At 43.9% G+C, this 24,726-nt stretch carries 23 protein-coding genes and 1 tRNA gene; 11 read left to right on the forward strand and 13 right to left on the reverse strand.

Annotated features, from left to right (window positions below; translation table 11 throughout):
• Positions 1 to 38 precede the first annotated feature (38 nt).
• Positions 39 to 425, forward strand: coding sequence for an ArsR/SmtB family transcription factor (locus AC3B6P_RS00515; protein ID WP_489804211.1), 387 nt, complete (start codon positions 39 to 41; stop codon positions 423 to 425).
• A 5-nt stretch (positions 426 to 430) separates the two neighbouring features.
• Here AC3B6P_RS00515 and AC3B6P_RS00520 read toward each other — a convergent pair whose 3' ends face one another.
• Positions 431 to 898, reverse strand: a complete 468-nt coding sequence (locus AC3B6P_RS00520; RefSeq protein ID WP_489804212.1) for a hypothetical protein — start codon at positions 896 to 898, stop codon at positions 431 to 433.
• Between AC3B6P_RS00520 and AC3B6P_RS00525 the strand changes: the two genes are divergently transcribed.
• The 4 genes from AC3B6P_RS00525 (at position 897) to AC3B6P_RS00540 (ending at position 5,029) form a co-directional block, all read left to right on the forward strand.
• Positions 897 to 1,907 carry an RluA family pseudouridine synthase gene (locus AC3B6P_RS00525; protein WP_489804213.1) on the forward strand — a complete coding sequence of 337 codons (1,011 nt, stop codon included), beginning with the start codon at positions 897 to 899 and terminating at the stop codon, positions 1,905 to 1,907. The two genes, AC3B6P_RS00520 and AC3B6P_RS00525, sit on opposite strands and share 2 nt — an antisense overlap.
• A gap of 227 nt (positions 1,908 to 2,134) precedes the next feature.
• Positions 2,135 to 3,031 (forward strand): RNA polymerase sigma factor RpoH, encoded by an 897-nt coding sequence (rpoH, locus tag AC3B6P_RS00530; RefSeq protein ID WP_489804214.1) that lies wholly within the window; start codon positions 2,135 to 2,137, stop codon positions 3,029 to 3,031.
• Between the two features lie 188 nt (positions 3,032 to 3,219).
• A complete protein-coding gene (locus tag AC3B6P_RS00535) occupies positions 3,220 to 4,194 on the forward strand; it encodes a glycosyltransferase family 2 protein (RefSeq protein WP_489804215.1) in 975 nt (324 codons plus the stop codon).
• A 505-nt stretch (positions 4,195 to 4,699) separates the two neighbouring features.
• Positions 4,700 to 5,029 (forward strand): hypothetical protein, encoded by a 330-nt coding sequence (locus tag AC3B6P_RS00540; protein WP_489804216.1) that lies wholly within the window; start codon positions 4,700 to 4,702, stop codon positions 5,027 to 5,029.
• Positions 5,030 to 5,223: 194 nt separating this feature from the next.
• Here the strand turns inward: AC3B6P_RS00540 and AC3B6P_RS00545 are convergent, their stop codons facing one another.
• The 5 genes from AC3B6P_RS00545 to gap form a co-directional block, all read right to left on the reverse strand.
• Positions 5,224 to 6,849: a hypothetical protein gene (locus tag AC3B6P_RS00545; RefSeq protein WP_489804217.1), complete on the reverse strand. Its 1,626-nt coding sequence runs from the start codon at positions 6,847 to 6,849 to the stop codon at positions 5,224 to 5,226.
• 27 nt (positions 6,850 to 6,876) lie between these two features.
• Complete coding sequence (locus tag AC3B6P_RS00550) at positions 6,877 to 8,193, reverse strand: NAD(P)/FAD-dependent oxidoreductase (RefSeq protein WP_489804218.1); 1,317 nt, start codon at positions 8,191 to 8,193, stop codon at positions 6,877 to 6,879.
• A gap of 13 nt (positions 8,194 to 8,206) precedes the next feature.
• The gene (locus AC3B6P_RS00555) at positions 8,207 to 9,202 is read right to left on the reverse strand and encodes a lysylphosphatidylglycerol synthase transmembrane domain-containing protein (RefSeq protein WP_489804219.1); all 996 of its coding nucleotides are present in this window, start codon (positions 9,200 to 9,202) and stop codon (positions 8,207 to 8,209) included.
• A 133-nt stretch (positions 9,203 to 9,335) separates the two neighbouring features.
• Positions 9,336 to 10,550 (reverse strand): phosphoglycerate kinase, encoded by a 1,215-nt coding sequence (locus AC3B6P_RS00560; RefSeq protein WP_489804220.1) that lies wholly within the window; start codon positions 10,548 to 10,550, stop codon positions 9,336 to 9,338.
• A 2-nt stretch (positions 10,551 to 10,552) separates the two neighbouring features.
• Positions 10,553 to 11,575, reverse strand: coding sequence for a type I glyceraldehyde-3-phosphate dehydrogenase (gene gap, locus AC3B6P_RS00565; protein ID WP_489804221.1), 1,023 nt, complete (start codon positions 11,573 to 11,575; stop codon positions 10,553 to 10,555).
• Between the two features lie 157 nt (positions 11,576 to 11,732).
• Here gap and AC3B6P_RS00570 point away from each other — a divergent pair, with 157 nt between their 5' ends.
• Positions 11,733 to 12,212 carry a hypothetical protein gene (locus AC3B6P_RS00570; RefSeq protein WP_489804222.1) on the forward strand — a complete coding sequence of 160 codons (480 nt, stop codon included), beginning with the start codon at positions 11,733 to 11,735 and terminating at the stop codon, positions 12,210 to 12,212.
• On the forward strand, positions 12,202 to 13,680 hold the full coding sequence (locus AC3B6P_RS00575) for a glycosyltransferase family 2 protein (protein WP_489804223.1): 1,479 nt from the start codon (positions 12,202 to 12,204) through the stop codon (positions 13,678 to 13,680). Before AC3B6P_RS00570 ends, AC3B6P_RS00575 begins: the two co-directional genes overlap by 11 nt.
• 7 nt (positions 13,681 to 13,687) lie before the next feature.
• Here AC3B6P_RS00575 and AC3B6P_RS00580 read toward each other — a convergent pair whose 3' ends face one another.
• The 7 genes from AC3B6P_RS00580 to hpnH form a co-directional block, all read right to left on the reverse strand.
• Positions 13,688 to 14,770 (reverse strand): hypothetical protein, encoded by a 1,083-nt coding sequence (locus AC3B6P_RS00580; protein ID WP_489804224.1) that lies wholly within the window; start codon positions 14,768 to 14,770, stop codon positions 13,688 to 13,690.
• A gap of 42 nt (positions 14,771 to 14,812) precedes the next feature.
• On the reverse strand, positions 14,813 to 16,186 hold the full coding sequence (locus tag AC3B6P_RS00585) for an amino acid permease (RefSeq protein WP_489804225.1): 1,374 nt from the start codon (positions 16,184 to 16,186) through the stop codon (positions 14,813 to 14,815).
• A 79-nt stretch (positions 16,187 to 16,265) separates the two neighbouring features.
• Complete coding sequence (locus AC3B6P_RS00590; RefSeq protein WP_489805505.1) at positions 16,266 to 16,625, reverse strand: ArsC family reductase; 360 nt, start codon at positions 16,623 to 16,625, stop codon at positions 16,266 to 16,268.
• 78 nt (positions 16,626 to 16,703) lie between these two features.
• A tRNA-Thr gene (locus AC3B6P_RS00595) sits at positions 16,704 to 16,778 on the reverse strand.
• A gap of 51 nt (positions 16,779 to 16,829) precedes the next feature.
• Positions 16,830 to 17,243, reverse strand: a complete 414-nt coding sequence (gene dksA / locus AC3B6P_RS00600) for an RNA polymerase-binding protein DksA (protein ID WP_489804226.1) — start codon at positions 17,241 to 17,243, stop codon at positions 16,830 to 16,832.
• A 222-nt stretch (positions 17,244 to 17,465) separates the two neighbouring features.
• Positions 17,466 to 18,758: a hemolysin family protein gene (locus AC3B6P_RS00605; protein ID WP_489804227.1), complete on the reverse strand. Its 1,293-nt coding sequence runs from the start codon at positions 18,756 to 18,758 to the stop codon at positions 17,466 to 17,468.
• 76 nt (positions 18,759 to 18,834) lie between these two features.
• The gene (gene hpnH, locus AC3B6P_RS00610; protein WP_489804228.1) at positions 18,835 to 20,013 is read right to left on the reverse strand and encodes an adenosyl-hopene transferase HpnH; all 1,179 of its coding nucleotides are present in this window, start codon (positions 20,011 to 20,013) and stop codon (positions 18,835 to 18,837) included.
• Positions 20,014 to 20,351: 338 nt separating this feature from the next.
• Between hpnH and AC3B6P_RS00615 the strand changes: the two genes are divergently transcribed.
• The 4 genes from AC3B6P_RS00615 to hpnK all read left to right on the forward strand — a co-directional run bounded on the left by AC3B6P_RS00615 (position 20,352) and on the right by hpnK (position 24,723).
• On the forward strand, positions 20,352 to 21,011 hold the full coding sequence (locus AC3B6P_RS00615; protein ID WP_489804229.1) for an ABC transporter substrate-binding protein: 660 nt from the start codon (positions 20,352 to 20,354) through the stop codon (positions 21,009 to 21,011).
• Between the two features lie 87 nt (positions 21,012 to 21,098).
• Positions 21,099 to 22,370, forward strand: coding sequence for a bacteriohopanetetrol glucosamine biosynthesis glycosyltransferase HpnI (gene hpnI, locus AC3B6P_RS00620; protein WP_489804230.1), 1,272 nt, complete (start codon positions 21,099 to 21,101; stop codon positions 22,368 to 22,370).
• Complete coding sequence (gene hpnJ, locus AC3B6P_RS00625) at positions 22,367 to 23,791, forward strand: hopanoid biosynthesis associated radical SAM protein HpnJ (protein WP_489804231.1); 1,425 nt, start codon at positions 22,367 to 22,369, stop codon at positions 23,789 to 23,791. The genes hpnI and hpnJ overlap by 4 nt, the downstream gene beginning before the upstream one ends.
• Before the next feature lie 98 nt (positions 23,792 to 23,889).
• The gene (gene hpnK / locus AC3B6P_RS00630) at positions 23,890 to 24,723 is read left to right on the forward strand and encodes a hopanoid biosynthesis-associated protein HpnK (protein ID WP_489804232.1); all 834 of its coding nucleotides are present in this window, start codon (positions 23,890 to 23,892) and stop codon (positions 24,721 to 24,723) included.
• The last annotated feature ends 3 nt before the right edge of the window (positions 24,724 to 24,726 follow it).

Raw genomic sequence — 24,726 nt, forward strand, 5'->3', positions numbered from 1 at the left:
GCTTTCTCGGTTAAAAATGATAGGATGCATAAAATTAATTGTTCGGTATAATTCGAACAATAGGCACCTTAATTTTCAACGTCAAGGTAACTTTCAGTTCGATTATGCCCTATTCCTATACGCATCCTGATATTGATACAGTTACAATTCTTTCTATTCTGCGCGCTCTTGCTGATCCTGTAAGGCTGGATCTTGTGAAACAAATCCATGAAATGGGAGAGGCTAACTGCACAACGCTTCTCGGTAACAGGCCGAAATCAAGCATGTCTCACCATTTTCGTGTTTTGCGGGCGAGCGGCATTATCTGCACCCGAAAACAGGGAGTGAATTATATTAATTCATTAAGAAAAGAAGAGCTTGATAAACGTTTTCCAGGCTTTATGGATGCCCTTCTAAAAGGACTGGTGCTTTCACCAATCCTCTAGGTCATTCATCGCTCAGACTTGTTGGATTCAGACTTTAGCTCCAGCTCTGCACTAATGCGTGCTTGTTCTGGAATCCATATTACAACACGTTCTGCTCCCTGCTCTGTCCTGAGCGTTACGGCCATGGAGCCATCATTGCGCGCCGTCAGAGACTGAAGCTTCTCGCCTTTGCGCAAGATCATATTCAAGATCGCAGGAGGCGCCAGAACGTTTTGATAAGATGTTGAAACAGATGATCCCACATTGTTGGGAACAAGCTGGGTTACTGCGGAAGGAGCATTTATGCTGTGCTCTTCCTTATGATGCTGTATTCTATGCACAATCACCCAGAGCAGTGCGACCACGCCTATAATGATCATAACCCCCATAATGATCACCGCTCCCAAAAGCCATTTGGGAGAAGAAGGAGGGGGAACAGAATCTGATGAAGGGGCCTCGCCTGAAGACGGGCTTTCAGCTACTGTCTCTGGCATGTCTGAGTTTACCAATTTTGAATCATCCTCTATTTCGCAAACGCCTCATGACGGCGATTCTTTTACTATAAAAGTCACTTCCCAACAGGCTGGAGAGCGTATAGACCGTCTGTTATCAGAGCAAAATCATAATCTTTCGCGCTCGCGGATCAAGAGCCTGATTGAAGAAGGACATTTATGGTGCAATGGCATCATTAAAAAAGATCCCTCTCTGACAGCAAGAGAGGGAATGACAATCAGGCTTGAAATCCCTCCTCCTGAACCTGCCAGACCACAGGCTGAATCCATAGAACTAACGATCCTGTTTGAGGATCGAGATCTGATTGTCCTTGATAAACCGGCTGGCCTGGTCGTTCATCCTGCTCCGGGAAATGAAACCGGCACACTGGTCAATGCCCTCCTTGGTCATTGTGGGCCGGAATTTGAAGGGATTGGGGGGGAGAAACGCCCCGGCATCGTCCATCGTCTTGACAAGGATACGTCTGGCGTCATGGTCGTTGCCAAAACTCCTCTGGCCCATCAGTTCCTGTCTGATGCTTTTGCAAACCGGACAATCAGACGCTCCTACCGCGCCCTTGTCTGGGGTATCATGCCGCCTGAAGGACAATTTGATGGCGCGATCGGACGTGATAAAAAAGACCGTAAAAGAATGGCCGTTGTCCAGAATGGTGGCAAACATGCCTTAACCCATTTCAGAACAATTACCGTTCTGCAAGACTCCGTCAGTCTGATCGAATGCCGCCTTGCAACGGGCCGGACCCATCAAATCCGAGTCCATCTTTCTCACGCCGGCCACCCTCTATTGGGAGACCCTGTTTATCTAAGGCGTATCCCTTCTGCTGCCCGCTCTCTAGATAAAGCACTTCGTCAGGAATGTCTGGATTTTCCCAGACAAGCCCTCCACGCTGCCAGTCTCGGCTTTTCGCATCCACGAACAGCTCAAGAAATGGAATTTGCATCTCCTCTCCCTGCTGATTTTTCAGACCTTTTAAGCAAATTGTCAGATTAATGTTTTGTAATCGGTATAACTTTAATTAAAATTTGACTTTGTTAGAAAAACCTATTATAAGAAGAGTCAATCTAACGCATCATTGGGGCCGATGCCCTCATTTCCGCGGAAATCTCTCATAAAGACATTGCGGAAATATCTTAGAGGCAGGCGGTCCCTATATGAGCGTTCTAATCTGAGAATGCTTCCTTCATGGACGCTTATTCAGATTTAAGGAGTCGAAATTTATGAACTCTCCTGCAACAATTCCAACCATCGGGCCTGAAAGCAATCTGACTCGTTATTTACAGGAAATTCGTCGTTTCCCTATGCTTACTGCGGACGAAGAGCTTAGCCTCTCCCGCAAGCTTAAAGACCATAATGACATGGACGCGGCACATCGCCTGGTAACATCTCATTTAAGGCTGGTTGCAAAAATTGCAATGAGTTATCGCGGATACGGCTTGCCACTCACTGAGCTGATCAGCGAAGGCAATATCGGCATGATGCAGGCTGTAAAACGCTTTGACCCAGAACGAGGGTTCCGTCTGGCAACTTACGCCATGTGGTGGATCCGTGCCGCCATGCAGGAATATATTCTTCATAGCTGGTCCCTCGTCAAAATGGGAACAACCGCTGCACAGAAAAAGCTTTTCTTCAATCTCCGTCGTCTCAAAGGACAGATGCAGGCTTTTGAGGAGGGTGATCTTCAACCAGAGCAGGTTACTAAAATTGCTGAGACATTAGGTGTGCCAGAACAGGACGTTGTTTCCATGAATCAGCGCCTCTCTTCTGGCGACCATAGCCTGAATGCTCCATTACGGCTTGAAGGTGAGGGGGAATGGCAGGACTGGCTTGTTGATGAACATGAAAGTCAGGAAGACGTACTTGCTGAAACAGAGGAGCTGGACAGTCGCAAAGCCTTGCTGACTGAAGCAATGCAGACCCTTAACCCACGTGAGCGTCACATCATTACAGAACGTCGCCTCAATGAAGAGACCTCAACGCTGGAAGATCTATCACATCACTATAATGTCTCTCGCGAACGTATCCGCCAGATTGAGGCACGTGCAATGGAAAAATTGCAAAAAGCTATGGCTGAAGCCGTACAACGTCGCCGTAAAGACCAGGGTCTGGAGGATTAATTACCCCGCCAATTGATAATCAGGCTGCTTATAACGCAGCTTGATTATTGAATAATATATAATTTCCTCCTCATAATAGCCTGGTTTAGGTGATTCTCTGTCACCATTATGAAATAATTGCTTAATCAAATTGACAGTCATAAATTATATAATCACAGGATTATGCCAAAATAATAAGCGGAGCTAATGTGAGAAAAGAACAACCACTAGATTGCGTTACACATTTATCGTCACTGACGCTCGTTGTCCCATGTTATAATGAAGAAGATATATTTCTATTTTGTGTCTCAGAACTATCAGCATTACTAAACAATCTTATTGAACAACGGAGCATATCAACAGATAGTCATATCCTATTTGTTGATGATGGTAGTCGTGACAAAACATGGCAGCTTATTGAAGAGACTGCACGAACTTCCTCTCTCATTCATGGGATAAAGCTTTCGCGTAATTATGGACATCAGATCGCGTTATTATCCGGGTTATCATGTGCTGAAACCGATATGACCATCAGCATTGATGCCGATTTACAGGATGACATCACAGTCATACCTGAAATGATCAGAAAATATTATGAAGGAAACGATATTATTTATGGTGTAAGAGCTGATCGAACAAATGACAGTTTTCTAAAACGTTTTACAGCAAATAGTTTTTATAAATTCATGGATTTTATGGGCGTCCAGCAGGTCTCGAACCATGCAGATTTCAGACTTCTCAGCCAACGGGCTCTCAAGAGCCTTCTCAAATATGAAGAGCAGAATATCTACCTGCGCGGGATGATCCCTCTCCTTGGTTACAAAAGTGATAAGGTATTTTATTCACGTAAAAAGCGTATAGCAGGTGAGTCAAAATACCCTTTTCGCAAAATGCTTGCTCTCGCAGTAAACGGTATCACATCTTTTTCAATAAAACCGTTACGTCTGATCTCCACCTTAGGAGGTCTAACCTGTATTTTATCACTTCTTCTCAGCTTTTACGTCATAATCCAACGTCTTTATGGCTTCCATATTATTGGATGGGCCTCAATTGAAATATCAATAATTTTCCTTGGTGGCGTTCAATTGCTTTCACTCGGTGTTATTGGCGAATATGTCGGTAAAATTTATTTAGAGACCAAGCACAGGCCGAAATTCTTTATTCAGGACAGGACAAAATCCTGATTTTACAACATAGCTATCGGACTCGCTTATGATGTTAACTAAAAGAACACTCTTAAAACTTTTCCCAAGCTCTTCACTTCTTTTTTTAGCAGGATGTTCCCAAGGAGACTCTCATTCCGAGTGGCATTTTTATGAAAAAAATCCTGTTCTGGGAGGGAATTACGGAACCTGTTTCGATCCCTATGTCATATTAGAAGACGGTATGTTCCGCATGTGGTTTTCCTAGCGTCACAAACGTGCCATAACTTATAGCGAAAGCACTGACGGTATTAACTGGTCAGTACCCCAAGTAGTCCTGTCTCCTCCTAACGAAAAAATAGATGAACTGGAATTTAATCGTTGTAGCATTTTAAAAAGAGAGGGGACTTATCATATGTGGTTTACCTCTCAAAACGAAGTTAAGTCAGCTATTTACTATGCTACTAGTTCCGACGGATTTAAATGGGTGCAAAAAGAAACAAACCCTATTTTAAAGCCGGATATACCATGAGAAAAAACATCCGTTATGTGCCCAGATGTTGTTATTGATCCTCAGAATGACAGCTTACGGCTTTATTATTCAGCTGGAGAACAGTATGAACCAGACGGGATTACATGGAAAAAGAATCCTCAACCAATTTTCAATGCAAACCCAGACAACTCTTGGGAAAAGAGCAAGGTAACAGCTTGTAATGTGCATTATATGAATGACTGGTATTATATGTTCTATATAGGTTTTTCAGATATAAATCATGCCTCAATCTGCCTTGCCAGATCAAAAAATGGTATTGATCAATGGGAAAGACGCCCAGCTAATACTCTCCCCTCTGCCCCAGGAATGACGCATTTCTTTTAATGGGACCGTGATGCACTTTATAAACCTGCTGCAGTCAGAACAAATGCAGGATGGGCGTTATTCTTTAACGCCCGACGGCACCATAAAGAACAAATCGGTATAGCCTTATATAAAGGTTATGATTTGGGATTTTAAACCCTTCGTCAAATCTGGAAAATCATAATCAAATATAATATTGAGGGATAATCTCCATTTCAAAATGGAGATTTCCTTTTAAAGACTGCTATCTGGTAGCTTCCATGACTTAAGCGAGCATCCTCTCCGTATGGACTTTCCTGATTATTAAAACATTGCATAAGAGGAGAAAAAGGGGAAAGAACAACCAAACTGGGGCCTTTTATATTTATAAGATCACAATACTGACTCATATTAGAAGCCATAAGAAAATGAGAGCTTCTAAAAGAAACTTTTTCGAACCATCCTAATTGTGTTATTTGTCTGGTTATCGCCGCATGCGGGAAAGAATGCCGTGACTCATCAAGCAACCAATGAGCTTTCATATCCTCCGGAAAAAGAAAAGAAGGACGTGTTACTATATGCTGGTCTTTCAGATAAATCAGGAACAGCCTCTCTCTCCAATCTATCCTCGTAGATTCCCAGTATTTATTCGCATATTTATTGTCATTATATGATAAATAATTCATTTTATATAATAGAATAGTATTTTTAATATTAAAAAAAGATAGAAAACAAAATAAGACAAAATTAATTATATGTATGTGACGTTTTGAAAATATTTTTTTATCAATTCCATTAAGAGATATAAATGAAATAAAACAGATGCAAAAATTTCCTATAAAAAGCTGAATATAGTGGCTCCAATAATGCTCATGAAGCATATAGATCAAACAAAACAGTCCAGAAAAAAATGATATAATAAACAACTTTAAATTAGAATTATTATTTGAATACTTTCCTATGATATAATTTAGAAAAGTTATTAAAGAAAAAAACAACCATGAAGTCCAAAATAATAATGATGGTATATTATTTATATACTCAAGAAAAGATTCTATTCCATGATCATGATTAATTTTTCCGTTAATATAAGGGGGATTTATGTTACTTCTTAAAAGAGAAATCCCATCATAAAAAGCACCAATATTTCCTGTAATTACGTAAGGAAGAATATTAAGAACTCCCCCCCATATGGCAAGCACAACACCCCATATGCACATTACATAGAAAGATGATAAAATCTTATATATTTTGGAAGAATTACTATTACTTTCACTCAAAAGTTTTGAAAGAAAAACTGTTATAAAATAGGAAAAAATATAATAAGGCCTTATTGAAATCGCTATAGCCGAGAACAACGCTCCAAAAACAATATATAAGAAATATTTATTTTGACTTTTATCAAATACAGACCTTAATATCATGAAAAATGATACTATATAACAACTCATAGCTATACAATTTATTGAGTAAATATTTCCTGGGGAAAATATAAACAAAAAAGTATATATAAAGCATATGAAATTTATATTATAATCACGTGCCTCTTGTAAAATTCTACGTAGTGACACTCTCATATATAATGATGACAATATTATAGAGGTGACAGATATAATACCAAAAACAAAAACACTCTTAAAATATGCAGGAATTATAAATAAAAACGGAACAAATGGCAGTTTGTCATGAAATTCCTGTGTCCATATAAGCTCTCCATGTAAGAGCCGCGTGCCATAATACATCTCATGATCAAGATCCCAGTCATATGTCGGTCTTGTAAATGCGTTAATAATTAGCAGCAATGTGATTACAGCATAAATAATAAATTGATTACTAAAATATTTACGCATCTCATTTTTCATTTCTATGATAATCTCCATGATACGCTTTTAAAGAAGTTGATTATTAATCAAATAAGATGCAATTTTACGCCCTTCTCGTATGGCATAATTCGTCCCACGGTCTTCTGGGTAAATCTGGGCCATAGAGCATATATAAAACCCAGAATATGGCTCTTGAGACGGAATAAGACTGGAATAATGTTTCTCTACAACAGGCTGTGACCAACGTGCTTTCCACAAATCATATTTGCATATCCAAGAACGATCAAAATCTGGAAACATTTTTTGGATATAGGGAAGAGAATAGTCCAATAATTCAGATGCATCCATACTATATAAAGCATCTGTATGAGGCAGATATTTAGATAAATAAATTATATGACGTCCACCATAACGGGATTTATCTTCAAAATTTGTATGTTCTATAATACCCACAAAAGGAAAACTCGGATCATTCACATTCAACCAATAAGTCGATGAAAGTGAACGGTTCAACTGTAAGACCAGACAGACATTTGCTAAATAATCAATGCGATGCAATTTTTTTAGATAATTCTGATCGGCCCAATCTTTAATCATATCAGCTATAAGTGGGAGTGCATTTGTAGCAATAACCTTGTCACTTTCCAGACGTCCCCACGGTCCGCTGACCTCCCATTTTCCATCTTCCAAGGATTTCACACTGGTTACAGGAGCATTACACAGGATCTCACCGCCAGAATTTTGAATTTCTGTTGCAGTTACATCTGCGAGCCGAGCAAAGCTACCTTTTAAATAAACCAGTCTTTCTCCTCCGCCTTTTCCACGACTACCACCTCGTAATTTCAGCTTATTCCAGAACCATACAGCTGAAATCTTCTCGGCATAAGGGCCAAATTTCCCTTTTAACAAAGGCTCCCAAACAACACGATAGACTGTTTCACCGCCTAACTTACGAAGCCACTCAGAAGCAGTTTCATTTTCGAGCATTCTCCAATTTTTTACATGCCTTGCACGCAATGTCAGAAGACCAAGACGAATTCTGTCAATAAATGGCAAAGCCGTGAAACGGAGAAGGTCAAACGGTGTTGAAAGCTTGAAAAAATTCCCTGCATAATACATTCCGGTTCTGGTCGGTTGTATTTCGATGCTTTCACTCAGTCCTACATCCCGGATTAACCCCATCACTTCCAAATCATTGGTAAACCAATGATGATAGAAACGATCAAGACGTTCACCTTCTGTTTCAAAGGCACCCGCAAGCCCACCAACGCTTGATTCTGCTTCAAGCACTGTGACCTGGTTTCCAGCTTTTACAAGATCATAAGCGGCGCTCAACCCTGTAAATCCTCCGCCTATAATGACAATTGAAGAACGTTTAACCATTAGACACTCCGACCTAACCCTTATGAGAAGGTTGATTCGTGGGACGCATTACCCAATAAACAAAACATCCTGCCCCAGCAATAGTAACGGGAATCCACAAAATAAAATGTATTAATATGGCATATGCCGTCGCAGATGCTGGCGCGTTACCCGCGGCCTGCATGGCAATCCTAACAAAATAATGAAATGTCCCGATATAACCGGGACTAGCAGGTAAGACTGTCGAAAGTGTGCCAACAGGCATGGCAAGCCAGCCTGCCATTTTATTGGTAATTTCCGGTACAGAACAGGCAGCAGCATAAAAAGCTGCTGCCTCCGAAAACCACGATAATACTGAATAACCTAATAAAGGAAGGATATTAGAGCGGTTGCTTACCATCTCTAACGTTCCAAAAAGGCTATCAATATGTGGCTGAAGCTTCCTGACAAGTAATGGAAAAAATTTCCCGCTCATATCTGCAACCCATTGGGTCGGCATATGAAGGACCTTTGGGAATAATAATAATATTACTATAGACAGAGAGATCAAAACAAGAAAAAAAGAACCAGAATGAAGTAAAACACTTTCATGACTATTTTTTGGCATCGATGAAAAAGAGAGTGCTATTCCAAAAGCAGCAATAACAGTTAGTAAATCCATAAGATGTTCTACAAATATAATTGCTAACATGTTTGCAATGGATATCTTAAGCCACGATGAAAACTTTATAACTCTAAGGGCATCACCTGCTCTTAAAGGCAACACATTATTTGCTGCAACAGAAATCATAAAAGGAAGAGTACTTTGAATAAATGTAACCCCAGGCTTCGTGGAGGCAAGCATAAGCTGGGAACGCCTTATGCGTAACACATATGCTACCGTAAGTGCTATAAGGGAGATACAGACCCACAAAGCACGAATATTTCTGAAAGAGTTTCCCAATTCTTCCAATGAAACCGAACGGAATAATAAAAAAACAAAAAATACAGAAGCAGCAATACCAAGCAAGAATTTTATTACACGCTTCATATAGAACCTTAATATTCGTTATATAAATAAAGAAAACGGCACCAGATCAAATTCACAGTGCCGCTCTTATGTTATTTTTTGCCAAAAGACAAACTCTGTTTTTTGAAAAGAGAAAGTCTTTATAATGTCACATTTACTCTAACCCGAGCTGCTGGCCGATATTGCTGAGAACAATGATCCCTGGCAGGATCTTTCCTTCCAGCCATTCAAGAAACGCTCCACCAGCTGTAGAAACGTAACTCATCTCATGGACAACACCTGCATGTTTCAGGGCTGAGACAGTATCTCCTCCACCAGCAATAGAACGGAGTTTTCCTTCTTTCGTCAGCGTTCCAACCGCTTTGGCAACTTCATTTGTACCACGGTCAAAAGGTGCAATTTCAAAAGCACCAAGGGGGCCATTCCAAACAAGAGTCTTCAGGTCTGAGAGATGTTTTGTAATTAGTTCAATAGTCTTCGGCCCAACATCAAGCATCATAGCGTCAGAAGGGATCTGATCGATCGGGCAGATTTCTGTCTGGGCATCCTCTTTAAATTCACGCGCGACTACAGCATCTACCGGAAGAACAATTGAACAGCCCTTTTCTTTAGCTTTCTTTACAATTTCAAGAGCCGTGGCATGCATTTCAGTTTCCTGAAGAGACTTGCCGAGATTATAGCCCTCCGCAGAGAGAAAAGTATTTGCCATCGCCCCGCCAATAAACAGGACATCGACTTTCTCAATCATATTTCCGAGCAGATCAAGCTTAGTCGAAATCTTTGAACCGCCAATAATCGCCCCGACCGGGCGCTCAGGACATTCAAGTGCTGCTGTCAAAGCCCCAAGTTCCGCCTGCATTAACCGCCCGGCAAAAGAAGGCAAGAGCTTAGCAACACCATCGGTTGAAGCATGCGCCCGGTGCGCTGCGGAGAAGGCATCATCAACATAAAGGTCGCCATTCTCGGCCAGAGCCTTTGAAAAGGCCGGGTCATTCGCTTCTTCACCAGCATGAAAGCGCGTATTTTCCAGTAGAAGGACGTCGCCATCCTTCATAGAATCAACGGCCTTCTTAACATCTGGTCCGATACAATCATGTACAAAACCGACAGGATGACCCAATATTTTGGAAACCGCGATTCCTATTGGTTCAAGAGACATTTCCGGCACGACTTTCCCCTTAGGACGGGAAAAATGGCTCAGAAGAATGACCTTGGCACCTTTATCAGCAAGTTCACGAATGGTTGGGACGACACGCTCAATCCGCGTTGTATCGGTAATAACTCCATTATGCATCGGCACATTGAGATCAGTACGAAGAAGTACGCGTTTACCGCGTACTGCAACATCATCAAGCGTACGATACGCCATGATCAGATTTTTCCCAGCAGAGCTGCTGTATCTGACATACGATTGGAGAAGCCCCATTCATTATCATACCAGGCAACAACACGAACCAGCTTACCCCCATCAACCAACGCAGTTTGAGTCGCATCAAAAGTTGAGGACGCTGGGAAATGGATGAAATCGCTGCTGACCAGTGGCTCTGTATTATAGGCCAGGATATGCTTTAAGGGCCCTTCAGAAGCTTTCCGAAGGGCTTCATTCACCTCTTCGACTGAAGAAGGGATATTTTTAGGCACAAAATCGAGGGAAACCAGTGACACATCAGGCGTTGGCACACGAATTGCCGTCCCGTCCAGCTTACCTTTCAGCTGTGGCAGTACCAGACCGACAGCACGTGCAGCCCCCGTGGAGGTCGGGATGATATTGAGAGCCGCAGCACGCGCACGGTGAGGGTCTTTATGAAGTGTATCAACCGTGCGCTGATCACCTGTATAAGAATGGATCGTGACCATATAGCCGCGTTCAATACCGAATTTTTCATCTAGAACAGCAGCGATAGGTGCAAGGCAGTTTGTTGTACATGACGCGTTTGAAACAACTTTCATGCCAGGTTTCAGGGCATCATTATTAACGCCATAAACAATCGTTGCTTCTGCATCAGCGGAGGGAGCAGAAATCAGCACATGTTTTGCACCAGCCTGTAAGAGGGGCGCAACTTTTTCACATGTGGTAAAAAGGCCCGTGCATTCCATAACAACATCAACACCCTGGAGAGGTACGTCTGCTGGGTTACGATGCGCTGTCACCTTGATGGGGCCAATAGTGCGACCATTATGGGTTTTAATTAACAGGTTACCATCCACAATTTCGACATCTGCCGGAAGACGTCCGTGTACACTGTCATATTTCAGGAGATGCGCATTAGCTTCAACAGAGCCAAGATCATTAATCACGACAGGAACAACGTCTGTGCGCCCAGTTTCAATAATGCCTCTTAGAACGAGACGACCAATACGACCAAACCCATTAATAGCAATTTTAACAGCCATTGACTCTATTCCTCCACTTACAAAAACTTTTTAAAGTGACTAGTCTTTAGATACCATGCTTTACAAATTCCAACAGGGGGAAAAAGCTTTTTATTTCGTAAGCTGTTTTAACATTTTCTTGCCTTCCAGCCCCTGCACTGCAATGAATTGAGACGTTATGCCTGCATCTTTCTCCTCTGGTCAGTCTTTCCTTGATAAATCATATTCCCGGCTTTTACTGCTTACCCCGTTCATTATAGCCGTACAGGGATGTAACCCGATTGATCAGAGGACTTTTGACCCAAATGCCAACCGTCCCCCTATTGTACAGGCCAGGCCGGATAATACCCCTGTTGCAAAGCCTTTCATTGAGATCATAGAAGGAACGCCACCTGACGTTTATAAAAATCCGCTTCAACAATCCGTGAAAGCGGCTCTTGCGCATAAACGCAATATCCTTTTCACAATTGATGGGCTGATTCCTCCCCAGGCGACCCCGCAAGAGCAGTCAGCGCGTCTGAAGATACTCCTTAATGAACTCGTGACACCTGTTGCACAGCAAATTACTGAAGCGGGCGCTTTGCCTATTCAGCTTGATATTCGAATGGGAACAGATCCGTCGGTCAAACAGGGTGTTGTGCGAATCAATGTCCGCTAAATCACCGCGTCTGACAGCCATTCTCCTTGCTAAAAATGCTGAAAAGCACTTGATAGACTGGCTATCCTGGCACCTAGCCCTTGGTATTCATGACATTATGATTGCTGATGCCGGGTCCAGCGATGGCACAAGGGCGATCATTCAGGATTTATCCCTAAAATGGCCTGTAAGACTGCTTTCTACTGCTTTAAAGCCGGATCTCACCTCGCAGGAACGACGCTTATTGCTCACCCAAAAAGCGCTAGAAACAATTTCTGACAGGAATAGCTGGGTCCTGTTTTTAGATATTGATGAATATCTATGCCCTGACACATCTTTAGACATCTTATTGGAACGTGCCCGTAAGACCGGGACTATGGCTATTCGCTGGTGCATATCAGGCGCTGGAGCTTATCAGAAGAAAACGCACGGCCATCCTGTCGCAACGCATGGCTGGAGAGCCGTTTCAAATCTGCCAGATCATAAATTTGTGAGAATCCTAACCCAGCGTTCAAAACTGAAACCACCTTCAGATATTAAAGACCCTATTACCTTAGACACTTCTCCTAAATCCTGGCTTACAGCCTCAGGCAGACCCTGGTCCAGAAATGACCCAATTGAGAGTTTATGGGAAGGGGGACGGATTCTTCATTATATTTGCAGCAACCATAATCAGTCCGCCACGTCTCCTTTATCATCATTAACAGACCGTTATTATAGTCAGACACCAATCAGGGATATTACTGGCTTCCATTATCTAGGTGCGGCACGTCAGGTACGGAACCATCTTTTAAAGACAGTTTTTGACGCAGCTCTATTGAAGCTCAGGAAAATGGTCAGCGACCGTCAATGGGTTACGAAACCTGCAATGGATACTGATTTATCACTTCCTGACAATGCGGAGCGGTTCGGGTTTTCCTATAAGCGTGTTCGCATGAGCGAAGAAGAAGCCCGTCTTATTTCCCCGCAGGCGTTTCCGCCAATGGATATAACACGTGCCTTCATTTTACGCACTCCAGGCGGCGTTATGCTTGAAGCTGATAAGGAGAAAGACGAACATAAGGTTATGCTATGTCTTGTGCAGGACCGTTACCCACAACTTGCCATGCTTTTCTGTATGAATCGTCAGGCCTTTACCTTAAATGACGTTATTGCGTGCGATCACTACGCCGTTACCTTCATTCATGCCACTGCCCGTCACGGCTTTATAACCCTTCCTGCTGAAAGTGGCCGGGAAGGGCTCTATTTCGAGATGATTTCTTCCATGGAGCCGCAAATTCCCGATGTTTTACCGCTTCCCTCCTATGATGAGCCGAATGGGCTGAGCCTAAAAGGCTTTTTGGAATGGCTCTTCACTCACCCCGAAGCCCAGCCTTATGATATCAGGCGCGGGCTGCTCTTATTAACAAAAGAAGCAGCAGAAAGGTTGGGGCAAAATATCCCATCACTGCAGCCATTTATGATGCAGGACAGGTCCACAAAAAATTGAACTATTGCTAGATTTTCAGAAAGTGAACCACAACCAGGCAAAAGACAACAAATAAAGCCCCCAGTAACGATCCAATCAGCACACCACGCCATAAGCCAAAATTACGTGAAACATCTGGAAGGTCGGCAAAATGAGCAAGGCTGTCTCTGAGAGCATCCAGTTCTTCCTGACGGGCCTGTTCCTCTTCCTTAAGTTGCCAGTCCTGGCTGCTCTGTTGACGGATAAAACGCCCTGCTTCAACTGAAGATGTGAAGAAATTATCAACCAGATGACTTGCAACAGAATTCAGTGCGGGAAATTTTTCCCCCGTTTCCTGATTAATGACTGTTTCACTTTCCAGCACGAGAATTCTATAGGCTTTACAAGCAGAAAGAGCCTTCAGAACATATGGATTTTCCAGAAGGGCAACCCCATCCTTACCACCAAGAATGACGATGATATCCTCAGTCATTGTCAATAAAGACTGCAGGAATTTCTGCCGGTCCATGGAGGGTAAAGTCAATGTTCTGACAGAGCGCCCCTGCCATAACGCCCCAAGAGAATCCTTTATAATCCGACAGCTCTGATCAGCTTCGCCTAAACTGACCATGAAAAGACTAAGCCCCTCACCTTTGGGGAAAAAATGTTTCTTTGCAGGAAGCTCTCTCAGAAGATCAATCATGCCAGAATCACTCTGACAGGAAGTCCCCTCCCTTTCTTCATAAGAAGACAGATTCAGAACTTCAAAACGAAGAACAACCTGCCCCTTTACCAACCGCGCCCTTAAAAAACCTGTCGCTTCAACAATATCCCCCCCCTTAAGACCAGCCTTTTCAAGAAGGGAAAGCGAAACTTCAAGACCAATTTCAGCCTGGGTCGCCGTATCAATTAGAGGAAGAGGCTCATACCGCCTCCAGCTATCGGGTGGTACAATCCCTAATTGCCCGATAACGGTAAAAGGGAGAGACCATTCTTCAAAACGGGCACAAAGCTCATTTAAACGACTGGCGAAAAAAGAATGCAATCTTTCTGGAGTTACAACAGCAATCCCCTTGGACGCTTCAGACGATAATGGTTGCGACGTCCGCAACCGTCTTGAAAAAACCTCCATCTGATCTGCCCTCTTCTTTACTCAGAGCCGCAGCAAAGGGAATTATTCCTCCGCTACATACCCACCCCGATAGCGCCATAATGAGATACCAGAAATCACGAAAATCGCTATAAATCCGAATAATCCCTGACTGCGTGTCTCCGGTACCCATAACATAGCACCAAAAGTACAGGCCAGCAGAAAACAGGCAATTTTCGGTCCCCAGTGAAACCCATCATCAATCTGGGTACGGGCAAGCACAATCAGGAGATTATTAAACAGCATCAACGTGCCTGTCATACTTAACAGAAGCGCAAATAACTGATCACGTGAAACCATGTCACTAAGCAGAATCCCGATCGCAACGACAGTACCTGCTATAACCGCTCTCTTCGGTAGCTGTTTTTTCTGATCAACTTTTAAGAATATAGCAGGCGCATCATCATTTTCCGCAAGCTCATAAAGGATCCTCGATGTCACATAGACTGCTGAATTCAGCGTCGATAACACAGCCGAGAAAATTACGACCCAGACAAATGCCTCCGCAAAAGGGACTCCAATCTGATTAAGCACTACCAGAAAAGGTGACTTTGTCGGAATAAGACTGGACCAGGGCACAAAACATAAAATCAAGGCAATGGACGTCAGATAAAAACCAAGAATACGCCATGCAATCGTGCGTGTAATCCGCACAATATTTCCTTCAGGGTCATCAGATTCCAATGCAGCCACCGTGACGATTTCACTACCTGTCATTGAAAAAAGAATCGTAGGGATGACAGCCAGTATAGCTGCCCAGCCTTTTGGTACAAGTCCTCCAAAATCGAACAGATTATGATGAACAGGGATCACCGGCCCCCACCCCATGCCCCCTTTTATCAGACTCCAGACAGCAATCAGCACAAATACAGCAATAGCCACCAACTTGATGACAGAAAACCAGTATTCAAATTCTCCATAACCTCTGACAGATAAAAGATTAACGGCTGTCATAAGAAGCAGAAGAGCAATTTCTATCACGAGTGGGGGCACGGACGGTATGATCGGCCCAAGCATGGCTGCCCCTGCAATCACTTCTGCAGCAAGAACAATGACCCATGTCAGCCAATAGGCCCATCCGGCAATAAATCCGACTTTTGGCCCCAATGTTCCGCGGATCTGCATCATAAAGGAGCCTTTTCCAGGACCTTTAAGTGCCAAATCCCGCATGGAAATATTGATCAGATAAATCAAAAGACCACAGATCAGATAGGAAATAAAAACGATTGGCCCCGCTTTAAGGATAGCTGAGGAGCAACCAACAAAGAAACCTGCGCCAACAACCCCACCTAATGCAATCATGATGATATGCCGCTTACGGAGTGTATGAGCGAGCTGATCGGGGTGGGGCATTACGTCTTCCTCCATTCGTGCATTACATTTTAGTATAGCAGACATGCGTATAGGTCATGCAAGACTAAGGGAGTAACATTTTTTTTATTTAAAAAAATACCTCTACTACTGGGCACTAACGCGCTCAAAGCCTTAAAGACCTGCTGTAAAGGGCTTCATCAAACCCAACGAGCACATCATCATCTTTTTCTAGAACCGGTCTTTTAATAAGTGATGGGTAAGACAACATCAGCTGACAGGCTTTCTGCCCTGTCAGGTCAGATTTATCCTCATCCGCTAATTTCCTGAAGGTTGTCCCTCTTTTATTCAGGAGACTTTCCCACCCTGTTTTCTCTACCCAATAAGAAAGTTTTTCAGGAGTAAGACCTTCTTTTTTAAAATCATGGAACTGATAAGAGATTCCATGATCATCCAGCCATGAAAGAGCTTTTTTAACTGTCGAGCAATTCTTAATGCCGTAAAGCTGAATTATATTTTCCACCATTGACGCATCTGTCTTTTTTTCAAGTTTGTAATAGCCTCTATCATGAAGACAGAAGCTATAAGCGTCAATCATACGGAATGGTGCTGCTGGCGAGGATTGAACTCGCGACCTCTCCCTTACCAAGGGAGTGCTCTACCACTGAGCTACAGCAGCCTAAAAGACATGGCGGCTTCGTAGCCTGTTCATGCCTTTGATGCAACCCCCTTAATCGTCTCTATAAACTTTTTCATGACGTTCATGACGTTCCTGAGCCTCAATTGAAAGGGTCGCTATAGGACGGGCCTCAAGACGTTGAAGTGAAATAGGCTCTCCCGTTTCTTCACAATAACCGTATGTGCCGTCTTCTATACGGCTGAGAGCCATGTCAATTTTGTTAATCAGTTTTCTGGCACGATCGCGCGTCCGCAGCTCAAAAGCACGATCTGTCTCAACAGTTGCCCGGTCTGCAAGATCCGGCTCAAGAATGCCCCCTTCAGAAAGGCTGGCCAGTGTATCACCTGATTCTTTTAAAAGCTCAGCACGCCACTGCAAAAGTTTTTTTCGGAAATATTCAAGCTGCCGTTCATTCATAAACGGTTCGTTATCTGAGGGACGATAGTCCGGCGAGATCGTATTCATACACAAATCCTATTCGACGGGCTGCCCTCTTTATTGCACTATTTTAAAAAGTAAAATAAAAAGGACCTTTGCGAGGGCTGTATATCCTGCCTTTTAAAACTAGCCAAGTCCCTAAATGATTTAAGAATAGTTTCCCATAAATATTCACAATGACATAAATATGTCACAATTTAACGAAATATCACAATTACGTGTGCTCTTCAAAAGACCATTAAGCTTTACCTAATTTCTGGCAATAGACAGCCGGTTGGCTCTCACTTTCAGAACTCGGCGCTTTTCCATTTCAAGCACTTCAAATAACCATCCAGAAAAAGCAACTTTGTCACCTTTGGCAGGTACTCGCTTGAGAAGTGCCATCATTGCCCCCCCTAATGTATGATAGCTTCCAGCTTCAGGAAATTGCGGTATTTCCAGAAGAGAAGACACTTCATCAGCAGGAATGAAACCGTCAAAAACATAATCGTCAGCTTTTTGTGCCGTCACCATATGAGGCGGCTTTAAATCAGTGCTTTCTTCACCGATAATCGCATCAAAAACATCAGAAGCTGTGACAATCCCTTCGAAAGAACCATATTCGTCCAGAACAAAAACAACCCCTAACGTAATGCCACGCAGTCGCTCAATCATCGCTTGCGCTGTCAAGCTGTCAGGAATAACAGGAGGCTTGCGCAAAACGGCATCAATGGAAATTGTCAGCCCTAAAAGAAGCCGATCCATAATATCCTTGGCTAAGATAACACCAACAGGATGATCGACATCACCATCACAGACAATAATCCTGGCATAGGAACTTTGCCTCAGCTTGCTTACAAGTGTTTCATGATCTGCCTGACGATCAACCCAGAAAAGTTCATTACGTGGCGTCATAATCGCACGCACTGGTCTGTCAGCCAGTCTGAGCAAACGCTCAATCATCACGCGTTCTTCTGTTTCGAGAATACCTGCCTGCGTCCCTTCAACCAGAACAGCTTTCAATTCTTCTTCCGTGACAGCTGCCCTCGGCAGGGCACCAAAACCAATCAGTTTCAGCACAAATGAAGAAGTCGCACCCAACAGCCAGACCAGTGGCCTGGTTATAAAGGCCAATCCATCAAGAAAAAGGGAAAGCTTTACAGCAATCAGTTCAGGTCGCTGCAACGCGATCTGCTTTGGCACTAATTCGCCAAAAACCAACATGGCAAAAGAAATAATAACCACAACAATCGCAATGGATAACTCACCAGCAAAAGGAGCTAACACTTTCCAGTGCGCAATCCATTTCTGCACACCAACCTCTAATTGAGAGCCGCCAAAGGCACCCTCAATAATTGAGACAAGCGTCATGCCAATCTGAACTGTGGGTAAAAAATCTTGCGGGGTTTCAGCAAGTTTTAAAGCTCTCTGAGCCCCTGAGACATTCTGTTGCGCCAGAGCTGCAAGGCGCGTTTTTTTTGCTGAAATAAGGGCTAATTCACCCGTCGCAAATAACCCGTTAAGAAAAATCAACAGGATAATAACAGCAAGAGAGATAATCATGATACCAGCCCATCAAAAAAGCAGAAAGGCACTATGAAACGTGCCTTTCTGCCATGACAGCCCTATTTTTCCTTTTTTATTCAGCAGCAGGTGCAGCAACAGCCTGACCATTAACGCGTACGCGTGGACCACGGCTCGGCTTGGCACTTGCTGCCAGATGTTCCATCTGCTCAGAAACGAGTTCGTCATAATCATATTCAGCAGGACGCTGATGGGCCAGAGAAACTTCCGGTACCATTGGTTTTTCTGTTTCAGGCCCTGAAAAAGCTACTTTAGCAATATGCCATGGGCGCTTTACGGCATCCATCACAGCCGTTGCTTCATAGCCGGAATGGACCATACAGTCTGCACATTTTTCATATGCCCCAGTACCATACTGATCCCAGGCAGTATCTTCCATCAGCTCCTTATAACTTTTGGCATAACCCTCACCTAACAAATAGCAGGGACGTTGCCAGCCAAAAACCGTACGAAGTGGCTTACCCCACGGTGTGCAATGATAGGATTCATTACCCGCGAGGAAATTAAGGAATAAGGGAGACTGTGTAAAACGCCACTTCTTACCTTTTCCGAGACGGAAAATATCACGGAAAAGTTTCTTGGTTTTCTGACGGTTAAGAAAATGCTCCTGATCAGGAGCGCGCTCATAGGCATAACCAGGTGCCGTCATGACACCATCGACTCCCATAGCCATCACCTGATCGAAAAAGGCAGCAACACGTTCAGGCTGAGCACCATCAAACAAAGTGCAATTTATGGAAACGCGAAACCCTTTGGCTTTTGCTAGTTTGATCGCTGCAACAGCACGTTCATACACACCTTCCTGGCAGACAGAGGCATCATGCATCTCTTTATCACCATCAAGATGGATATCCCATGAAAAGAAAGGAGACGGTTTGTAATCATCAATTTTCTTTTCCAGAAGCAGGCCGTTTGTGCAGAGATAGACGTATTTCTTCCGCGCGATCAAAGACTCCACAATCTGCGGCATCTCTTTATGAAGCAGAGGCTCTCCCCCGGCAATAGCGATCACAGGGGCGCCTGCCTCAGTATCAGCATCAAGACATTCCTGCAAACTCAGCCGTTGATTGAGAATCTGGGCAGGATAATCAATCTTGCCACATCCTGCACAGGCAAGATTACACCGGAATAATGGCTCAAGCATAAGCACCAGCGGGTATCTTTTACGCCCTGTCAGATGTTGTTTTACAACGTACCGTCCAACTCGAACGGCCTGCATTAATGGTACAGCCATTACAATCCTCTGGTCATTTTTCGAGAGCCTGATCGTGCTCTGTTGAATATATATTTCCTGACGTGGCCATCAGAACAGATTTAACAGGCCAAACCTGTTTTCTGAGCTGAGGCAAACAAATCCTGTTCAACAATTAACACGTTCACGCAGGCTAAAATTGATATCATTTCAGCTTGCCTATATCCTGTAAGCAAATGATAATTCAACAGTTCAACCTTACATTATCTTTTTAACTGTAACATATCTAACACATCCTTCAACGTCTTGATGGTATAAAAGACGATAAAAGGGTGATAATATCTGTGCAATGAGCTCTTATTCAACCAAGGAGAAAGAGTATGTCCTTAATTCGTCTCGCTAGAATTACACTTCCAGCTATTATGGCTGTCTCAAGCATGACAACCATCGGTACAGCTCTCACACCTGTTTCCTCTGCTCAAGCAGAATCTACAACAAATCATGTTAGTCCTGCGGCCCCTATTCAAGGTCTTTATGACGCTCTTGCAAAAGCAACCAAAGCCTCTGGCGATGTTGGACAGCGTCAGAAACTAATAGAACCAGCTGTTGATGGTGCCTATAATCTGGAGGAAATTCTACATCGTTCAATCGGCCTCCATTATAACAGCCTGACGCCTGATGAACGAAGCAATTTGCTAAAATCTTTCCGTAAATTCACGGTTGCAAGATACGTCTCTAATTTCAAACCAGGCTCTGAGGTTCTGTTTGCTGTCGTGCCAACACCTAAAAATGACAGCTCAGGACGCATGATCATTCACTCCACGATCGGCAGCAAAGAAGATGCCGCCAATCCTACTCCGATCGACTATGTCATGACTCAGACACCTAATGGTTGGCGTATCGTGGATGTCCTGCTAGATGGACATATTAGCCAGGTTGCTGCACAGCGCTCTGACTTCAGGTCGGTTTTCGCCCAGGGCGGTGCAGCTGGTCTGGCACGTATGTTTGATCAGAAAGCTGACGATTTCCTGCATGAATAAGCAGAAAACAGGCTTTTTTTTCACACTTTCATTCCCCGTCCTTCCGGGGGATGAAAGTGAATTTTTATGTTGGGATTTTGAACGCACGTGATCAGTATTTTTCCGCTTTTATCGGGCCTGACGGGTGCGTTCTCTCTCGCGGGACAAGTACAAAGCGTTCTGGGCTCTATCCTGTTGGCACGCTTTATGAAGCATACAGAAGCATCTTTGCCCTCTGCCAAGCCACACCAGACTATCGGAAATCTTGAAGAAAACTGGCCGCCCATCAGTGTCCTAAAGCCTTTAAGTGGTGCTGAACCCCTATTGGAAGAAGCTCTTGAAAGCTTTTTCTCTCTCGATTATCCAACCTATGAACTAGTCTTTGGCCTTCATAGTCCTGATGACCCGGCCTTAGCGATTGTAGAGCGTCTATGCGCCCGCCACCCCCAACAACCAGTCTCTATCGTTATTGATACATCTGAACACGGGCCTAATCGTAAGGTCGGTAACCTTATAAATATTGAAAAAAAATGTCGTTACGACGTTTTTGTAATCTCTGATTCGGACATTCATGTTGAAACCGATTATCTGAAACAAATCGCCCTGACCCTGCAAAAACCGGGGGTCAGCCTTGTTACGACACTTTATGCCGGTTTAGCTGCTGACCATCGGCTCGTACGCCAGATGGGCGCTATTGCGATCAATTCAAACTTCCTACCAGGAGTCATACTCTCACGTCTTTTAGGAAGAGAGGACTGCCTTGGCGCGACCATGGTGCTTACCCGTCATAAATTAGCAACAATCGGAGGCTTTAAAGCACTCGTCAACCATATCGCTGATGACGCAATCCTTGGGAAACTTATCAGGGATCTTGGTGAAAAAGTCGCTATCGCACCGACGGTCTGCCGTACGACTGTGACTGAAGAAACTTTCGGGGAACTTTTTTCGCATGAATTGCGATGGGGGCGTACTGTCCGTTCCGTTGAACCTGTTGGTTATAGTCTTTCCTCAGTCCAGCTCCCGCTTTTCTGGGCCAGTCTGAGTGTCATATTTTCTCCTTCCTCTTTAATCCCCTGGCTCGCTTTAGGGTTAGGATGGATTTTAAAAGGATTTGTCGTCAAAAAAATTTCTCGTTTGACGAAATGCCCCAATAAAGGCATGTTCCCTTTCCTTATTATACGTGACTGGTTCTCGGCAATTGTCATGATTGCCAGTGCGACTGGGTCACGCGTTGCATGGCGGGGGCAAACTGTGCTTATCACTTCTGCTAAATTAAAGTCAGACAAGACCGGGAGCGTTCCAACTGCGAACACAACGTCTTTATCTGCTCAATGTCCGCCTATAGACAGCCCAACTATTAATCGGAGTGCCCGCTCATGATGAGAACTCTTTTTCTGCAACCTCCGTCTTTTGATGGTTTTGACGGTGGTGCCGGATCACGCTATCAGGCAAAGCGTGAAATCCGTTCATTCTGGTATCCTACGTGGCTGGCACAACCTGCCGCTCTCGTTCCCGGCTCACGGTTGATTGACGCTCCTCCAGCAAAAATGGGCATGGGGCCTATTCTGGAAGATGTCAAAAACCGCGACCTTGTTATTATTCATACTTCCACGCCTTCTTTCGGCTCTGACGTCAGAGTCGCGAAAATGCTAAAAGAAGTTAATCCCAAGCTTCTGATCGGCATGGTTGGTGCAAAAGTAGCTGTACAACCAGATGAAAGCCTCCAAAAAGGCGCCCCGATTGATTTTGTCGCACGTAATGAATTCGACTATACAATTAAGGAAATTGCCGAAGGTAAGCCTCTAGCTGAAGTTGACGGTATCACATGGCGCAATGAAAAAGGTGAAATTATCACCAATAAAGATCGCGCCATGATTGAGGATATGGACAGCCTGCCTTTTGTCACGGAAGTCTATAAACGCGACCTTCATATTGAAGATTACTTCATCGGATATTTGAAGCACCCCTATCTCTCCATTTATACTGGGCGTGGCTGCAAATCACGCTGCACCTTCTGTTTGTGGCCTCAGACTGTCGGTGGACATCATTACCGGACACGCAGCCCTGAAAATGTTGCCGCAGAAATCCGCCTGGCCAAACAATATTTCCCCCAGGTTAAAGAATTTTTCTTTGACGATGATACCTTTACCGATGATCTGCCCAGAGCAGAGGCGATTGCGCGTGAATTAGGGAAAATGGGCATCACCTGGTCCTGCAATGCCAAAGCGAATGTCCCTTATAAAACACTCAAAGTTCTTAAAGAAAATGGCCTCCGCCTGCTTCTTGTCGGCTATGAGAGCGGTAACCAGCAGATCCTTCACAACATCAAAAAAGGTATGCGGATCGAAGTTGCTCGTGAATTCACCAAGAACTGCCATGATCTTGGTATCAAAATTCACGGAACCTTTATCCTTGGCTTGCCGGGCGAGACAAAACAGACGATTCGTGAAACGATCAATTTTGCCAAAGAGATCAATCCCCATACCCTTCAGGTCTCGCTTGCTGCGCCTTATCCCGGCACATTCCTGCACAAACAGGCAACTGAAAATGGCTGGCTGAATGAGAGTGAAGCTGAATTGATTGATGAAAATGGTGTGCAGATCGCCCCGCTTCATTATCCTCACCTTTCTCATGAAGAAATCTTCAAAAGTGTTGAGACTTTTTATAAGGAATTCTATTTCCGGCCCTCAAAGATTCTCTCCATCCTCAATGAGATGATCCGTGATCCGCAAATGATGAAACGTCGTCTCCGTGAAGGTGTGGAATTCTTCCAGTTCCTTCGTCAACGCCACGCTTCCTGATTTCTTTCCTTTTAGGAACAGACATAAAGGGTATGGTTCTGCTATCTTCAGGCCATACCCTTTTTTTATAATTTATCGCTGTTTTTCAGGAACACCTCATGCCTTACGCACAACGTCGTCTTATTATCTCTGCTGATGATTTTGGCATGAGCGAGGAGGTCAATGAAGCCATTGAACAAGCACATAGAGAAGGTATTTTGACAACTGCCAGCCTCATGGTTGCAGGTCCTGCTTTTGCAGACGCACTCAGACGCGCGCAACGTCTTCCCAATTTACGTTTAGGACTTCATCTTGTCGTTATTGAGGGGGATTCTCTCTTAAAAGACAGTCTGATCACAGATGATAAAGGATGGTTTGGACGCGATCAGCTTCAGTTAGGCATTTCCTATTTTTTCAATCCTGCAAAACGCCGTGCTTTAAAAAAGGAAATAGAGGCTCAGTTCCGCGCTTTTTCCAAAACGGGATTGCATCTCGACCATGCTAATGCCCATAAGCATATGCATCTTCATCCCACGATAGGAACGCTTCTTATAAGAGCAGGAGCCACTTATGGGCTGAAGGCCGTCAGAACCCCATGCGAACCTGCCGGGCCTCTCGGGGCCAGACGCTCTCTGGGCGATGCTGCCCTTGAACAATGGACAAAACTCTTAAGGCACCAAATCAGACAGGCAGGCATGAAAACCAATAATTACTGTTTTGGTTTACGCTGGTCAGGCCATATGACTCCAGAACGCATTGCATACTTAATTCCAAACCTTCCCTACGGTGTGAGCGAAATTTATTTCCATCCTGCTGTCAGGCAAAATGCACAGATGGTGAGTCTTATGGCTGGTTACGAACAGGGGAGAGAACTCGAAACGCTTCTCTCCCCCCAGATACGCCAGCTTCTAGAACGCGAACAGATCGCTTCCATCGGCTGGAGCGATCTGTAATCC

Source organism: Aristophania sp. ESL1142 (assembly GCF_058107345.1).

Bases quoted from the DNA above. Each gene is read 5' to 3' on its own strand.
- AC3B6P_RS00525 (WP_489804213.1), top strand. From the start codon at position 897: ATGTCTGAGTTTACCAATTTTGAATCATCCTCTATTTCGCAAACGCCT.
- AC3B6P_RS00520 (WP_489804212.1), bottom strand. From the start codon at position 898: ATGCCAGAGACAGTAGCTGAAAGCCCGTCTTCAGGCGAGGCCCCTTCA.
- rpoH (WP_489804214.1), top strand. From the start codon at position 2,135: ATGAACTCTCCTGCAACAATTCCAACCATCGGGCCTGAAAGCAATCTG.
- AC3B6P_RS00540 (WP_489804216.1), top strand. From the start codon at position 4,700: ATGTGCCCAGATGTTGTTATTGATCCTCAGAATGACAGCTTACGGCTT.
- AC3B6P_RS00545 (WP_489804217.1), bottom strand. From the start codon at position 6,849: ATGAAAAATGAGATGCGTAAATATTTTAGTAATCAATTTATTATTTAT.
- AC3B6P_RS00550 (WP_489804218.1), bottom strand. From the start codon at position 8,193: ATGGTTAAACGTTCTTCAATTGTCATTATAGGCGGAGGATTTACAGGG.
- AC3B6P_RS00555 (WP_489804219.1), bottom strand. From the start codon at position 9,202: ATGAAGCGTGTAATAAAATTCTTGCTTGGTATTGCTGCTTCTGTATTT.
- AC3B6P_RS00560 (WP_489804220.1), bottom strand. From the start codon at position 10,550: ATGGCGTATCGTACGCTTGATGATGTTGCAGTACGCGGTAAACGCGTA.
- gap (WP_489804221.1), bottom strand. From the start codon at position 11,575: ATGGCTGTTAAAATTGCTATTAATGGGTTTGGTCGTATTGGTCGTCTC.
- AC3B6P_RS00570 (WP_489804222.1), top strand. From the start codon at position 11,733: ATGCCTGCATCTTTCTCCTCTGGTCAGTCTTTCCTTGATAAATCATAT.
- AC3B6P_RS00575 (WP_489804223.1), top strand. From the start codon at position 12,202: ATGTCCGCTAAATCACCGCGTCTGACAGCCATTCTCCTTGCTAAAAAT.
- AC3B6P_RS00580 (WP_489804224.1), bottom strand. From the start codon at position 14,770: ATGGAGGTTTTTTCAAGACGGTTGCGGACGTCGCAACCATTATCGTCT.
- AC3B6P_RS00585 (WP_489804225.1), bottom strand. From the start codon at position 16,186: ATGTCTGCTATACTAAAATGTAATGCACGAATGGAGGAAGACGTAATG.
- AC3B6P_RS00590 (WP_489805505.1), bottom strand. From the start codon at position 16,625: ATGGTGGAAAATATAATTCAGCTTTACGGCATTAAGAATTGCTCGACA.
- dksA (WP_489804226.1), bottom strand. From the start codon at position 17,243: ATGAATACGATCTCGCCGGACTATCGTCCCTCAGATAACGAACCGTTT.
- AC3B6P_RS00605 (WP_489804227.1), bottom strand. From the start codon at position 18,758: ATGATTATCTCTCTTGCTGTTATTATCCTGTTGATTTTTCTTAACGGG.
- hpnH (WP_489804228.1), bottom strand. From the start codon at position 20,013: ATGGCTGTACCATTAATGCAGGCCGTTCGAGTTGGACGGTACGTTGTA.
- AC3B6P_RS00615 (WP_489804229.1), top strand. From the start codon at position 20,352: ATGTCCTTAATTCGTCTCGCTAGAATTACACTTCCAGCTATTATGGCT.
- hpnJ (WP_489804231.1), top strand. From the start codon at position 22,367: ATGATGAGAACTCTTTTTCTGCAACCTCCGTCTTTTGATGGTTTTGAC.
- hpnK (WP_489804232.1), top strand. From the start codon at position 23,890: ATGCCTTACGCACAACGTCGTCTTATTATCTCTGCTGATGATTTTGGC.